The sequence below is a fragment of the Erwinia rhapontici genome, assembly GCF_012271765.1.
In the GTDB taxonomy this organism is placed as follows: Bacteria; Pseudomonadota; Gammaproteobacteria; order Enterobacterales; family Enterobacteriaceae; genus Erwinia; species Erwinia rhapontici.
In genome coordinates this window covers 97,314-111,736 of sequence record NZ_VRKO01000018.1, presented here as the reverse complement: position 1 = coordinate 111,736, position 14,423 = coordinate 97,314, and the positions used below count along the sequence as shown (strand labels likewise).

The 14,423-nt window shown below is 54.7% G+C and carries 10 protein-coding genes; 2 read left to right on the top strand and 8 right to left on the bottom strand.

Annotation, left to right across the window (positions count from 1 at the left end; translation table 11 throughout):
- Positions 1–70: 70 nt before the first annotated feature.
- Positions 71–298 carry a cold shock-like protein CspD gene (cspD, locus tag FVB43_RS23395; RefSeq protein ID WP_133841057.1) on the bottom strand — a complete coding sequence of 76 codons (228 nt, stop codon included), beginning with the start codon at positions 296–298 and terminating at the stop codon, positions 71–73.
- A 321-nt stretch (positions 299–619) separates the two neighbouring features.
- On the opposite strand from cspD, the gene clpS reads away from it, so the two are divergent.
- Positions 620–940 (top strand): ATP-dependent Clp protease adapter ClpS, encoded by a 321-nt coding sequence (gene clpS, locus FVB43_RS23390; protein ID WP_133841056.1) that lies wholly within the window; start codon positions 620–622, stop codon positions 938–940.
- A gap of 31 nt (positions 941–971) precedes the next feature.
- Positions 972–3,248, top strand: a complete 2,277-nt coding sequence (gene clpA, locus FVB43_RS23385; protein WP_167864867.1) for an ATP-dependent Clp protease ATP-binding subunit ClpA — start codon at positions 972–974, stop codon at positions 3,246–3,248.
- A 58-nt stretch (positions 3,249–3,306) separates the two neighbouring features.
- Here the strand turns inward: clpA and FVB43_RS23380 are convergent, their stop codons facing one another.
- From FVB43_RS23380 to cydD, 7 genes are all read right to left on the bottom strand, one after another.
- A complete protein-coding gene (locus tag FVB43_RS23380; RefSeq protein WP_167864866.1) occupies positions 3,307–4,134 on the bottom strand; it encodes an alpha/beta hydrolase in 828 nt (275 codons plus the stop codon).
- A gap of 7 nt (positions 4,135–4,141) precedes the next feature.
- On the bottom strand, positions 4,142–6,598 hold the full coding sequence (locus FVB43_RS23375) for an autotransporter family protein (protein WP_167864865.1): 2,457 nt from the start codon (positions 6,596–6,598) through the stop codon (positions 4,142–4,144).
- 275 nt (positions 6,599–6,873) lie between these two features.
- Positions 6,874–9,333 (bottom strand): autotransporter family protein, encoded by a 2,460-nt coding sequence (locus FVB43_RS23370; RefSeq protein ID WP_159337138.1) that lies wholly within the window; start codon positions 9,331–9,333, stop codon positions 6,874–6,876.
- A 197-nt stretch (positions 9,334–9,530) separates the two neighbouring features.
- A complete protein-coding gene (gene infA, locus FVB43_RS23365) occupies positions 9,531–9,749 on the bottom strand; it encodes a translation initiation factor IF-1 (protein ID WP_002211347.1) in 219 nt (72 codons plus the stop codon).
- A gap of 360 nt (positions 9,750–10,109) precedes the next feature.
- The gene (gene aat / locus FVB43_RS23360) at positions 10,110–10,802 is read right to left on the bottom strand and encodes a leucyl/phenylalanyl-tRNA--protein transferase (RefSeq protein ID WP_133841051.1); all 693 of its coding nucleotides are present in this window, start codon (positions 10,800–10,802) and stop codon (positions 10,110–10,112) included.
- Positions 10,803–10,834: 32 nt separating this feature from the next.
- Positions 10,835–12,565, bottom strand: coding sequence for a heme ABC transporter ATP-binding protein/permease CydC (gene cydC, locus FVB43_RS23355; protein WP_167864864.1), 1,731 nt, complete (start codon positions 12,563–12,565; stop codon positions 10,835–10,837).
- The gene (cydD, locus tag FVB43_RS23350) at positions 12,562–14,331 is read right to left on the bottom strand and encodes a heme ABC transporter permease/ATP-binding protein CydD (RefSeq protein WP_133841049.1); all 1,770 of its coding nucleotides are present in this window, start codon (positions 14,329–14,331) and stop codon (positions 12,562–12,564) included. The genes cydC and cydD overlap by 4 nt, the downstream gene beginning before the upstream one ends.
- Positions 14,332–14,423: the final 92 nt, after the last annotated feature.

Genomic DNA, 14,423 nt, shown 5'->3' with positions numbered 1-14,423 from the left:
AGCGCCCAATAAAAATGCCAGCATCACTGGCTGGCATTTTGTCGCAGGGTTGTACAGAATGAGTAAAGGGTCATGCGCTGATAGCGATGGCCTCTTCAACAGGGACGATGAGGCTGGCATGATTGCCTTTTGGGCCCTGATGCAAATCAAACTGGACTTGTTGCCCGGCTTTCAGCGTTCTGTAACCGTCCATCTTAATCGTTGAGTAGTGAGCGAAAATATCCTCGCCGCCGCCCACCGGACAGATGAAACCGAAGCCTTTGGCGTTATTAAACCACTTAACAGTACCCGTCTCCATGCTTCTACATCCCTCGCAAGACATTCAAATTGAGTGAGGTGTCCAGGTTTAAAAACCTGACGGCTGGTTAATCTTCATTCAGCCTGTGTTTGTACTGTAGAGAATTGGCATCAAGGGTCAAGCAAACGGGCGGTTATGATGGGGATGAAATCATCAAAATTTGAAGCAGTTAACGCTATTGCGAATTTTGTGATGAAGGTCGCGATTGATGATTTCTGTACACAATTTCAACCGCGCTGTACAACATTGTGCTCATGTTATTCCTAACATGAATGATGTTAGTCTGGCGTAAGTAAGCAATGTTGATCACACTGGGTAGGTATGGGAAAGACTAACGATTGGCTTAATTTTGAAAAGCTTGCAGACGATAAAGTCCGTGAGGAGCTCAAGCCACCCTCGATGTATAAAGTTATTCTGAATAATGACGATTATACGCCTATGGAATTTGTTATTGACGTTCTGCAAAAGTTCTTTTCTTATGATGTTGAACGTGCAACGCAACTGATGCTCGCGGTTCACTACCAGGGAAAGGCGATATGCGGTGTGTTTACTGCTGAAGTCGCAGAGACTAAAGTCGCTAATGTGAACAAGTATGCCAGGGAAAATGAGCATCCGTTGCTTTGTACGCTGGAAAAAGCCTGAATAAGGCGATCTATTTGTGGGGGAGGTGCCTATGCTCAATCAAGAACTGGAACTCAGTTTAAACATGGCTTTCGCCAGAGCGCGCGAGCACCGACATGAGTTTATGACCGTCGAGCATTTGTTACTGGCATTGCTCAGTAACCCGTCGGCCAGAGAGGCACTGGAAGCCTGTACGGTGGATATTGTCGCGTTACGGCAGGAGCTCGAAGCTTTCATTGAACAAACCACCCCGGTCTTGCCGGTCAGCGAAGAAGAGCGCGACACACAGCCGACGCTAAGTTTCCAACGCGTACTGCAACGTGCTGTTTTCCACGTGCAGTCATCCGGCCGCAGCGAAGTTGCGGGCGCTAACGTACTGGTCGCGATCTTTAGCGAGCAGGAGTCGCAGGCTGCTTATCTGCTGCGCAAACATGAAGTCAGTCGTCTTGATGTGGTGAACTACATCTCACACGGCACACGCAAAGATGAACCAGGCCCGGCATCGGGTGCTGAGAATCCGGTTAATGAAGAGCAAGCAGGCGGGGAGGAACGTATGGAAAACTTCACCACCAACCTTAACCAGCTTGCTCGTGTTGGCGGTATTGACCCGCTGATCGGCCGTGATAAAGAGCTGGAACGCGCCGTTCAGGTTCTCTGCCGCCGTCGTAAAAATAATCCACTGCTGGTGGGCGAATCTGGGGTCGGTAAAACGGCAATTGCGGAAGGTCTTGCCTGGCGTATTGTGCAGGGTGATGTGCCGGAAGTGATGAAAGATTGCACCATCTATTCACTGGATATTGGTTCTCTGCTGGCGGGCACTAAATACCGTGGTGACTTTGAGAAACGCTTTAAAGCGTTACTGAAACAGCTTGAGCAGGACACCAGCAGCATTCTGTTTATCGATGAAATTCATACGATTATTGGTGCTGGCGCGGCATCAGGCGGCCAGGTGGATGCCGCAAATCTGATTAAACCGCTGCTGTCGGGTGGGAAAATTCGCGTGATGGGTTCTACCACTTACCAGGAATTCAGTAATATTTTCGAAAAAGATCGTGCGCTGGCACGTCGCTTCCAGAAAATTGATATTACTGAGCCAACGGTTGAGGAAACGGTGCAGATCATCAATGGTCTGAAGCCGAAGTACGAAGCGCACCACGACGTTCGTTACACCGCAAAAGCGGTGCGTGCGGCGGTGGAGCTGGCGGTGAAATACATCAACGACCGTCATCTGCCCGATAAGGCGATTGACGTTATTGATGAAGCCGGTGCCCGTGCGCGTCTGATGCCGGTCAGCAAACGCAAAAAAACCGTCAACGTGTCGGATATCGAAACGGTGGTGGCGCGTATTGCCCGTATTCCTGAGAAGAGCGTGTCGGCTTCCGACCGTGATTCACTGAAAACGCTCGGCGATCGCTTGAAGATGCTGGTATTTGGCCAGGATAATGCCATTGAAGTGCTGACCGAAGCGATCAAAATGAGCCGTGCAGGTTTGGGCCAGGATCGTAAACCTGTTGGTTCCTTCCTGTTTGCCGGCCCGACCGGTGTTGGGAAAACCGAGGTAACGGTTCAGCTGGCGAAAGCGTTGGGTATTGAGCTGCTGCGTTTTGACATGTCCGAGTATATGGAACGTCACACCGTCAGTCGTCTGATTGGTGCGCCTCCGGGCTATGTTGGTTTCGATCAGGGCGGCCTGTTAACCGATGCGGTGATCAAACATCCGCATGCGGTGGTGTTGCTGGATGAGATTGAGAAAGCGCATCCGGATGTCTTCAACCTGCTGTTGCAGGTGATGGATAACGGCATGCTGACGGATAATAACGGCCGTAAAGCGGACTTCCGTAATGTGGTGGTCGTGATGACCACGAACGCCGGGGTACGTGAAACCGAACGTAAATCTATCGGCCTGATCCAGCAGGACAACAGTACCGATGCGATGGAAGAGATCAAAAAGATCTTCACACCAGAGTTCCGTAACCGTCTGGATAATATTATCTGGTTCAAACATCTCGACCAGGTCGTGATCCATCAGGTTGTCGACAAGTTTATCGTCGAACTCCAGGCCCAGTTGGATGCGAAAGGTGTCTCGCTGGAAGTCAGTGATGACGCCCGTGACTGGCTGGCAGAGAAAGGCTACGACAAGGCAATGGGCGCACGCCCAATGGCCCGTACCGTTCAGGAGAGCCTGAAGAAACCGTTAGCCAATGAGCTGCTGTTTGGTTCACTGGTTGATGGGGGATCGGTGTCGGTGGCGCTGGATAAAGATAAAAACCAACTGACCTATCACTTCCTGAGTGCACAGAAGCGTAAAGCGGAGGGGACCGTGCATTAATTTGCCGGACCTGCGCGAATAAAAAAGCCTGATGATGATTCATCAGGCTTTTTTTTGTCTATTTACAGGCGGGCTGTTGCGCCAGTAGGGCGGTCCAGTGCGTTTCCCAATGACCCCCGTGTGTCAGCCCAGGAACCTCAACGATTTGTACGCAGGAAGAGTGGCTGGCATCCGCATAGCCTTGTGCCACGCTGTGCGGCACCACCCGATCCTCACTGCCAGAGAAGTGGATCTGTGGCAGCCCTGACAGCCTTGGGGCAACGTCTTTGGCATTCAGCGACTGTGGCATCGGGCTGGCCTGATGCAGACGGTTCACCTCATCCATATCGAGATTTCCCGCCACCGTGCGCAGCGACTGCACATCATGGCGCCGCGCCGTGACTAACGCAGCCACCGCACCACCACCCGAGTAGCCTACCAGCACGAGCGGCTGACCGGGGGCCTGGCGGGCAATCTGTGTGATGGCATTATTCATTGCATTAATCACCTCTGGAGCAAAGCGGCGGTCGGTCCACCAGCTCTTGTTACAGACGGGATTGCGCGTCATTGGGATGTACTGGCAGGGACGTGCCAGATAGACCACATTCAGGGCAGGGTCGGCAGCGGCAAGTTTAAGCGCAGTAGGGTTAAACGGGGTGGGATCGCGTGAGGGCTGACTGGGAGTGACCCAGGCAAAACCATCACCTTCAATATAGAGATGCACAGGCTGCTGAGGATCGCGAATGCGCCCCCACCAGCTGAGTACAAAGGGGGCGGAGTTGATTTCACCCTGCTGTAAACCCGCCGCACGCGCAATGGCGTCGGCGGTGACAACTCGGTTATCGGTGGCGCAACCGATGAGCAGGCTGCACCACAGTAACCCAACGCAACGGGATGTGAATTTCACCCGTGGCTTAGAACAGCTTACGCACTTGCAGACTGACGGTCTGACCCATGAACTGCGGTGCAGTTTGCAGGTCGTAACGCGCTTCCAGGGTCAGGTCATCGGCATGAGCCAGTGAAACACCGACGCTGGTATCTGCACTGTCTGCAGCCTGGCGGGCACCCTGCGAGGTAAAGCGGGTTTCCCCCAGACTGTCCGCGCTGAAACCGGAATTAGTGGTCATCGGGCTGCGATCGTACTGATGGCTCCACATTACCTGGACAAACGGAGACAGGTCGCCGGCAGGCGTTGACCAGCTGTGCGCCAGTTTACCGCCGAGGCTGCTTTCGACCGACTGGCTGTGGGCGCTGTCGACATCCAGCGCACTGCCGTTGTCGCTATTTTCCTGATAGCTGCCCTGATGAAGGTAGCTGTAGCTCAGGCTGGCCAGCGGGGTCAGGGTGGTGTTAGCCCCTAATGCCAGCGGGTAACCGACCTCCGACTTCAGTGCCACCTGCTGCCCGGTAAAGTGCGCGCTGGCGTTGTCGTTGAAGCCGTCGAAGGCCACCTGACGCTGGCTGTCGTAAGACTGACGGGTCAGGCTGGTGCTGAGGTTAACAAACCACGGCTCGCCGCTGTAGGTGGCATAAAGAATGCCGCCCCATGCGTCAACGTCGCTGCTGCTGCCTTTGACGTTGTCCTGGCCTTTAACGGAGGTGCGGCTGTAGCTTAACGCCGCACCGGCACGCCAGCTATCCAGAATCTGACGGTCAGCACCCAGCACCAGGCCGCCGTAATGGGCGCGGTAACCACTGACGTTATCGACCATGCCCTGACGCGCGCTGCCGTAGAAAGGTTTGCCCCATGCTGCCCAGTCGAGGCTGTCGTCACCGGTGGCGACACCACGTGCGCTGGCGCCCGGGGTGATGCGCAGGCCGTCCAGATGCGTGCCAACGACGCCCAGGGCATCCATGGATGCGGCCGAGGTGGCGGCGGATGCCATGCTGTTCTGGCCTGGCGAAAGCTGCTCGCCGATGCGGTTGGCTTCTGCTTCCGTGGTGATGGTTTTTGAGGCGTTGAAGAGATTCAGCAGCGCAGGGGAGGAGATGCCGCTGTAGCTCGACAGACCATTCAGTGACGAGATGGCATTGCCAGTTGTCGGAAGCGGTCTGCCCGTGCTTGGGGTATTGCCACCACCGTTGTTATTACCGCCACCGCTGTTATTACCGCCGGACAGATAGACGACCAGGTTGTCGGTATTACTGACTTCGTCGCTAATCGCTGTACCTGTCACTGTGCCATTAAACGTGTCAGCACTGTAGTGCAGCTTGCTGGCATTATAATCGGCAGTACTGGCTTTGATCACCACATAGCGCTGACCATCGGCAAAACCATAGCTGCCTGTATTGAGTAATTTGATTGAAGACCCTGCATCAATCACCGCATTTCCTCTGACGTTCAGGCGTCCATAGCCACTATCCAGCGCGCTTCCCAGCGCCTGGGAGGCATCGGAAACCCCAATACGCAGGATCGCGTTAGCGGTCTGATGGTAGTTGCCGTCGACCTTCAGACTCTCATTAACCAGAACATCAGCGTTGTTGGTCAGGGTATGAGTGCCACCCAGATACACGTTGTCGTTCAGCAGCAGCTGTCCCGTCTGGAAACGCACATCTGCCCCTGTGCTGTTTATCGCACCAATCGGTGAGGATGTTGGTAATGAGAATGAATAAATCATCTGATTACTACCGATCAGCGAACCGCGACGATTTACGCCCCCGTTGATCACCAGAGCATTACTGGTATTGTTGACAATGTCACCGGCGATGGTTCCGCTGTTGTTGATCGCGCCAATCGTACCTTTGTTGAGAATGGCAATGCTATCAGATGAGTTCAGCCCGTTACCATACACGCCAATATAACCATCGTTATTCAGAGTCGTTATCACGCCAACGTTAAAAATAGCTTTTGTTCCCCCGATGATTTCACCGGTATCGGTGTTAGTCAGCGTAGTGATCGTACCGAAGTTAGCGATCCCTGACATCGGATCCGACGTGCTTGATGTGTTGTTGCCAGAGGTGATTAGCCCGCTGTTTACCAGAGAACCAATCGTGTTGTCGTTTTCCAGCGCAATGAAATCTGTTGAGTTCATTACCCCTGAGTTTTTCAGAGAGGAAAGCGTTCCCCCGCCACCGTTATAGAAAGCAAGCTTGGAGTCGTTGTAGATACTGCCCTGATTATCCACTAAATCGGTATCTTTCATATTGGCTACGGTAGCAAGATACGACATGGATGTGGTAGTTGAACTCAAGGTTGCCGCAGGCTCAATCGTCAGAATATCGGTAGAGACGGTGAGCTGATTAATGACAGCTGAGTGACTAATTATCTCTTCGGTTTGTGCCGGGTCGGCGTGAGCAAGGTTAAAACATTGAGCCGCCGCCAGCGCAACAACCAGCGGCTTGAGTGGGAAAGAATACAGCGATTTATTCATTGTGTTTGCCACCATCAGAGTTAACAAGACGGTTTTCTCCGTCCGTTTTATAGGAATTATCTGATTTATCGGCAGCATTGAGAGGCACTTTAGATGTGCAAATCACTATATTTCAGGCATAAAAAAACCGGACTGAAAGCAGTCCGGTTTGGCGTAGCGGTACTGCAGGCAGCGCCCCGGTATAGAAGCCAGAGGCACCACTTTTGCAGCAGGATTACTGCGGCAGACTACACCGCAGTAATCCAACGCCTGGGGGCATGAATTTCACCCGTGGCTTAGAACAGCTTACGCACTTGCAGGCTGACGGTCTGACCCATGAACTGCGGTGCAGTTTGCAGGTCGTACCGCGCTTCCAGCGTCAGGTCGTCGGCATGGGCCAGTGAAACACCAACGCTGGTATCCGCACTGTCTGCAGCCTGGCGGGCGCCCTGTGAGGTAAAGCGGGTTTCCCCCAGGCTGTCCGCGCTGAAACCGGAGTTAGTGGTCATCGGGCTGCGATCGTACTGATGGGTCCACATCACCTGGACAAACGGAGACAGGTCGCCGGCAGGCGTTGACCAGCTGTGCGCCAGTTTACCGCCGAGGCTGCTTTCGACCGACTGGCTGTGCGCGCTGTCGACATCCAGCGCACTGCCATTGTCGCTGTTTTCCTGGTAGCTGCCCTGATGCAGGTAGCTGTAGCTCAGGCTGGCCAGCGGGGTCAGTGTGGTGTTAGCCCCTAATGCCAGCGGATAACCGACCTCCGACTTCAGTGCCACCTGCTGCCCGGTAAAGTGCGCGCTGGCGTTGTCGTTGAAGCCGTCGAAGGCCACCTGACGCTGGCTGTCATAAGACTGGCGGGTCAGGCTGGTGCTGAGGTTGACGAACCACGGCTCGCCGCTGTAGGTGGCATAGAGAATGCCGCCCCATGCGTCAACGTCGCTGCTGCTGCCTTTCACGTTATCCTGGCCTTTAACGGAGGTGCGGCTGTAGCTTAACGCCGCACCGGCACGCCAGCTGTCCAGAATCTGACGGTCGGCACCCAGCACCAGGCCGCCGTAATGTGCGCGGTAACCGCTGACGTTATCGACCATGCCCTGACGCGCGCTGCCGTAGAACGGTTTGCCCCAGGCGGCCCAGTCGAGGCTGTCATCACCGGTGGCGATACCGCGTGCGCTGGCGCCCGGGGTGATGCGCAGGCCGTCCAGATGCGTGCCAACGACGCCCAGGGCATCCATGGATGCGGCCGAGGTGGCGGCGGACGCCATGCTGTTCTGGCCTGGCGAAAGCTGCTCGCCGATGCGGTTGGCTTCCGCTTCCGTGGTGATGGTTTTTGAGGCGTTGAACAGATTCAGCAGCGCAGGGGAAGAGATGCCGCTGTAGCTCGACAGACCATTCAGTGACGAGATGGCATTGCCCGTCGTCGGAAGCGGTTTACCCGGCTTTGGCGTATTGCCGCCACCGTTGTTATTACCGCCACCGCTGTTATTACCGCCGGACAGATAAACGACCAGGTTATTGGTATTATTGACTTCGTCGCTAATCGCTGCACCTGTCACTGTCCCATTAAACGTGTCAGCGCTGTAATGCAGCATGGCGGCATTATAATCGGCCGTGGTGGCATTGATCACTACATAGCGCTGGCCGCTGGCGAAACCATAGCTGCTGCCAGTACTGGTTAAGCGAATGGACGACCCAGGGTCTATCTGTGCATTGCCATTCACGTTCAGGCGGCCGTAGCCCACATCGAGAGTGCTGCCGTTAGCGTTTGTAAAGTCGGTAACACCAATATTCAGGACGGCCGCAGCAGTTTGATGATAATTCCCATTAATGTTTACCGGTTGGGTAATCAGAACGTCAGCGCTATTGGTCAGTGTACCGTTGCTGCCGAGCCCGACATTATCATTCAACCAAAGCTTGCCCTGCTGGAAAGCGAGATTAGCATTGTAACTGCCCAGTGTACCGAGCGTTGAGTTTGGTAAGATTATCGAATCACTTGTGATGCCGGTCAGTATGCCACGTCGGATGTTCCCACCGTTTATCACCAGGTCGGTCATGGAGTAACTGGTGACATTCCCGATGATAGTACCGCTGTTATTAAGGGTCGTCAGCGTGCCGTAGTTGGTGATAGCCGTTCCAATATAGATGTTGCTATTACCCAACTGACGAATGGTGCCCTCGTTGTTCAGCTCGGTAATGGTACCTGAATTGAAGATGGCCGTATTAGTGCTGGAAATAGTGCCGAGCGCCTGATTAGTCAGTGTCGTAATGATTCCATTGTTCTGAATCCCCGCAGCTCCCATACCGGGCATCGGCATAGACGTACCATTGGTACTGATGGTACCGCTGTTAATCAGGTTAGTAATGGTGGCGTTATTGGTGTTGTAAATCGCGCCGCCCGATAAAACCATTCCACTGTTGGAACCAATAGTGAGCTGACCTGAATTGCGCAGGGTGTCGATGATCCCCTGGTTCATCAGCGTCGATGAGTAAATCGAGTTGAGAATGCCCTGATTATCCACCCGTTGGGTATGCTGCTGGTTATTTACCGCAATGCTGGAGATGGAAAAGTTGGCGTCAGGTGTGAACGTCAGAATATCAGTAGTGGGGCTCAGTGTTGTCGTATAGCTATAACTGGCGTCAACAACCTGCTCAGTCTGTGTTGGGATGGCATGTGCCAGAGACGTCAGACTTTGAGCCGCCGCCAGTGCAATAACCAGCGGTTTAAGAGGGAAAGAGTGCAGCGTTCTTATCATTTATTTGCCACCATCAGAATTATAAGGTTGAGGTACCCATTTTTTAAGAATTATCTGATTTATCGGCAAGGAGGCAACGGCACTTTAGGGGCACGAATCACTATATTTCAGGCGTAAAAAAACCGGACTGAAAGCAGTCCGGTTTGGCGTAGCGGTACTGCTGGCGATTAACGCGGCAGCACCTCAGAATGGGTCACTTAGCGACTACGGAAGACAATGCGGCCTTTGCTCAGGTCGTACGGGGTCAGCTCTACAGTGACTTTGTCGCCCGTCAGGATGCGGATGTAGTTTTTGCGCATTTTACCGGAGATATGAGCGGTAACCACGTGACCGTTTTCCAATTCAACGCGGAACATGGTGTTAGGTAACGTATCGAGTACGGTACCCTGCATTTCAATATTGTCTTCTTTGGCCATCGAATCCTCTAGGTGGACTACCTTAGTTTTGAACCGGCGAGATAATGCCGAATTTCACGTATTAAGTAAAGAATTGCGGATGAATTCATCCACATCAATCCCTCTGACGCGCACCTGGCGCAGACGGATTACGAATTAATCTGGAGTCAGTGACGTCAGCGTGGGGGAACAGCGGGCTAAGAATCTGTTTAAAATATGCTTTGGTCGCACGATTAAAACAGTTCTGAAAAGGTGCGTTGAGATTCCCAGCCTGGTATTCCGCATCACCATCTTGTACCGGTGAAAGGCGGACGACATACCAAACGCGCATATTATATCACTGTTCTTGCCCTGTTGCGTGCAAAACATAGAAGGATTGCATTAAAAAAGCCGACGTGGCTGCCAGCAATCAGCAGAAAGAGGCTGATGCGCCAGAGAATGGACATATTGCAGGTAGGCCGCGCGGGGAATTTCCTGCGCGCCCAGAGAGAGGGTATGAGGATTAAGCACCTGGCAGTCGATTAACTTGCCACCCTGTTGCTGAAAGTACTCACTGAAGACCAGCAATGCCGTTTTGGAGGCATTCTCGCTGCGGCTGAACATCGATTCACCGCAAAAGATTTGCCCCAGTTCCAGCCCGTACATACCGCCGACCAGGTCTTCACCACGCCATACTTCTATCGACTGTGCGTGTCCCAGCTCATGCAACTTTTGCCAGGCGCGTTTCACCTCATGGGTGATCCAGGTTCCTTCATTACGATCGCTGGCGCAGCCTTCTATCACCTGCTGAAATTGTTGGTTCAGTGTGACCTGATAAGGGGATTTTTGATGAAAGCGTTTCATACTGCGGCTGAGATGGAAATGTTCAGGCAGCAGCACTGCCCGCGGATCGGGTGACCACCAGAGGATAGGATCGCCAGGGGAAAACCACGGAAAAATGCCCCGATGATAAGCGTTAAGCAAACGCTGCGGACTGAGGTCTCCCCCCATTGCCAGCAGGCCATTGGGTTCCCGCAACGCCATTTCTGGCGGCGGGAAATTAAGCGATTCACGTGAGAGCTGGATCAGGCGCATCGGGCAATACTCATCAGCACGAGAGGTAATGACTATAGCGCAAAGCGCTGCAGAAATGTCCAGTATCGGCCCTGTTTTGAGACTAATTCCTGGTGATTGCCTTGTTCAATAATCTGGCCGCTATCCATAACACAAATTCGATCGAAATGTGCCAGACCCCGCAGACGGTGCGTCACCATAATCAGGGTTTTCCCGCGGGCGACCTGGCGCAGCAAAGCCAGGATCTGCTGTTCGGTTTCCGCATCCAGGCCTTCCGTCGGTTCATCCAGTAACATTAAATCGCCGCCGTGCAGCAACGCGCGCGCCAGACCCAGTCGGCGCAGCTCCCCACCGGAAAGCTGACGACCGCCTTCACCCAGCCAGGCATTGAGTCCCTGATCATTATCCAGCAGTGTCTCCAGCCCGACCTGATGAAGGGCATCACACAGCTGCTCATCGCGGAATGCCGGTGCGGCCAGCAGCAGATTGTCACGCAGGCTGGCGCTGAACAGATGCACACGCTGGGTGACCACGCTGGTGCGGGCACGTAAATCGGCTTCACTCCAGTCAGTCAGCGGTTGACCATTCAACAGGATAGTCCCTTGTTGCGGATCCCAGGCGCGGGTGAGTAGTTGCAACAGCGTGGACTTGCCGCAGCCAGTCCGACCGAGCAGGGCGATATGTTCGCCAGCGCCAATCTCAAGCGTCAGCCCGGCAAGGGCGTACGGGCCTTCGCCGTAACGGAAGCTGACATCACTCAGGCTCAGCGCCGCACCAGCACTCTGTAATGTTCCACTTTCCGCTGTGAAGTTAACGGCCGGTCGCTGTTCGATAATCTGTGAAACGCGTTTTGCTGAGGCGATAACGTGGCCGAGATGCTGGAATGCAGTACCGACCGGTGCCAGCGCTTCAAAGGCCGCCAGCGCACAGAAGACAAACAGCGCAATGTAAGCACCAGGATAAGGATCGCCGCCGATGCCAACAGCACTTAACCACAACAGCAGCGTGACGGCGATGCCACCCATCAACATCACCAGTCCCTGAGACATCCCGGTCAGGCTCGCCTGACGCTGTTGCGCAGCCAGCCAGTTCTGCTCGGTGGCATTCATTGTGCTGCGGAACTGGCTGGCAGCCCCATACAGACTTAATTCGGCTTGCCCCTGAAGCCAGCGGGTCAGGCCGCTGCGATATTCGCCACGCAGGCGAGTTAAATCAGCGCCTACCGGCAGCCCGGCACGGTAAAACACAGGAGGGATAACAATCAGCGTCAGCAGCATCAGTGCGCCAAGGGTCAGTGCCAGACTGGTATCCAGCCAGCTCAGGCCGATCGTCACCACCACAATGACGGCCAGCGCCCCCACCAACGGTGAAATGACACGCAGATAGAGATGATCCAGCGTATCCACATCCGCCACCAGACGGTTGAGCAAATCGCCTTCACGGAAACGGGCGATACCGGCAGGAGAGAGCGGCAGCAGCTTGCTGAAGGTGAATACCCGCAGATGCTGAAGCACACGGAAGGTAGTGTCGTGGCTGACCAGGCGCTCCAGGTAGCGTGCCACCGTACGGCTGATTGCCGTGCCGCGAACCCCGGCGGCAGGAAGCATATAGTTAAAGCTGTAGATCCCGGCGACGCCCGCCAGAGACGTCGCGGCGAGGAACCAGCCCGACAGCGTCAGCAGGCCGATACTGGCCAGTAGCGTCAGCACAGCCAGCACAATGCCCGCCAGTAACCGCAGGATATGGCGACGATAGAGTCTTAAAAACGGCAGCAGGGTTTTCATTCGAGCGATCCTCCTCGCTGGGCCATCAGGTCTGCAAATGGGCCTGGTTGATGGGCCAGAGCCTCCCAGCTTCCTGTCTGAACAATTTCGCCTTTGCGCATCAGCCAGATTTCATCCCACTGATCCAGGCGATCGAGCTGGTGGGTGATCAACAGCGTACTCTGGGCATGAGAAGCCTGTAACAGCGCGTGGTTAACATGCTGTTCACTGTGCGCATCGAGGCTGGCATCAGGTTCATCCAGCAGCAGCAGCTGGCAGGGCTTCATCAACGCACGTGCAACGGCAACACGCTGCGCCTGGCCAACAGAAAGCCCCGCAGCCTGATCACCGGTTTCACTGTCAAGACCCGCGGGTAACTGTGAGAGGAATTCATTCACACCAGCCAGTGCCAGCACCTGGTGCAGACGGGCTTCATCGCTATTACCGCTCAGCAAAATGTTCTGCCGCAGTGTACCGGCGGGAAGGTGCGGGTTTTGGCCCACCCAGGCCAGCTGCAGCTGCCAGTGCGGCAGAGCGATATCTCGCAGCTCTGTGCCATTAATCAGCAGCGAACCGCGATAGGGCAGGTAGCCGAGCAGCACATTCATCAGCGAAGTTTTGCCCGCACCGCTTTGCCCGACCAGCGCCACGCGTTGTCCCGGTTGTAAAGTAAAACTCAGTGGACCCGCAAGCGGTGTGCCTTCTGCCGTAGTGATGACCAGATCCTGGGCCACCAGACTCAATCCATTACTCAGGTCCGGAGTCAGCGATCCACGTTCAACTGAGGCAGACTCACTCTCTTCAAGGAAGGTTTGCAGCGCATCGGCGGCGCCAATCGCCTGTGCCTTGGCATGGTAGTAAGTCCCAAGGTCACGCAGTGGCTGGTAAAATTCAGGGGCGAGTATCAGCACGAGGAACCCGGCAAACAGGGTAACCGGGGTGCTGTAGTGACCAAAATTGAAGACGCCAAGATAAGAGAAACCGAAATAGACCGCGATCAGGGCAATGGAGATTGACGCGAAGAACTCCAGCACCGCCGAGGACAGAAACGCCATGCGCAGCACTTCCATGGTGCGCAGACGGAACTGCTCGGACGCTTCTGCGATGGTGGCGGTTTCAGCCTGTGCGCGGTGAAACAGACGTAACGTTTCCAGCCCGCGCAGACGGTCAAGGAACTGACCGCTCAGACGTGCCAGTGCCTGAAAGTTACGGCGGTTTGCATCGGCAGCACCCATTCCCACCATTGCCATAAATAAGGGGATCAATGGTGCAGTCGCCAGCAGGATCAGCGAGGCTGCCCAGTTCACCGGGAACAGCAGGATCAGTACCAGCAATGGGATGATCCCCGCCAGCATCATCTGCGGCAAATAGCGCGCATAGTAATCCTGCATCTCCTCAATCTGTTCCAGCAGCAATGTGGCCCAGCTCCCGGCGGGTTTACCCTGAATCCAGGCGGGCCCGAGATCAGACAGACGGTTCAATACCTGACGGCGCAGGGTCTGGCGGATAGCCTGGCCGGTTTTGAAACCGATCTTTTCGCGCAGCCATGCCAGAAAGGCACGACCCGCAAAGCAGGCCAGTAGCAGAATAAAATGCAGCAGCTGGCTATCACGCGGCTGATGGTCAATCAGCAGGGCCTGAAGCAGCGAGGCAAGAAACCAGGCCTGGGCTAAGATCAGCAGGGCGCTCAATGTGCCTAGCAGGTATGAGAGGCGCAGCCAGCGATGGCCATGCACACTCTGACTTTTCAGCCAGCGGGTGAGTTGTTGTTGTCGTGTTTTATTCATCTGTTGCCGTATTGCCCTGACGTAAACAGTAGTGAGGCAAAGGCCCCAGGAAGATAGGTGTCAAGCGCGGCAATGTTACAATGCGGAGGATA

What these genes read in the sequence shown, in the direction of transcription:
- FVB43_RS23375 (WP_167864865.1), bottom strand. Translation starts at nt 6,598, where the DNA reads ATGAATAAATCGCTGTATTCTTTCCCACTCAAGCCGCTGGTTGTTGCG.
- infA (WP_002211347.1), bottom strand. Translation starts at nt 9,749, where the DNA reads ATGGCCAAAGAAGACAATATTGAAATGCAGGGTACCGTACTCGATACG.
- clpA (WP_167864867.1), top strand. Translation starts at nt 972, where the DNA reads ATGCTCAATCAAGAACTGGAACTCAGTTTAAACATGGCTTTCGCCAGA.
- cydC (WP_167864864.1), bottom strand. Translation starts at nt 12,565, where the DNA reads ATGAAAACCCTGCTGCCGTTTTTAAGACTCTATCGTCGCCATATCCTG.
- FVB43_RS23370 (WP_159337138.1), bottom strand. Translation starts at nt 9,333, where the DNA reads ATGATAAGAACGCTGCACTCTTTCCCTCTTAAACCGCTGGTTATTGCA.
- clpS (WP_133841056.1), top strand. Translation starts at nt 620, where the DNA reads ATGGGAAAGACTAACGATTGGCTTAATTTTGAAAAGCTTGCAGACGAT.
- cydD (WP_133841049.1), bottom strand. Translation starts at nt 14,331, where the DNA reads ATGAATAAAACACGACAACAACAACTCACCCGCTGGCTGAAAAGTCAG.
- cspD (WP_133841057.1), bottom strand. Translation starts at nt 298, where the DNA reads ATGGAGACGGGTACTGTTAAGTGGTTTAATAACGCCAAAGGCTTCGGT.
- aat (WP_133841051.1), bottom strand. Translation starts at nt 10,802, where the DNA reads ATGCGCCTGATCCAGCTCTCACGTGAATCGCTTAATTTCCCGCCGCCA.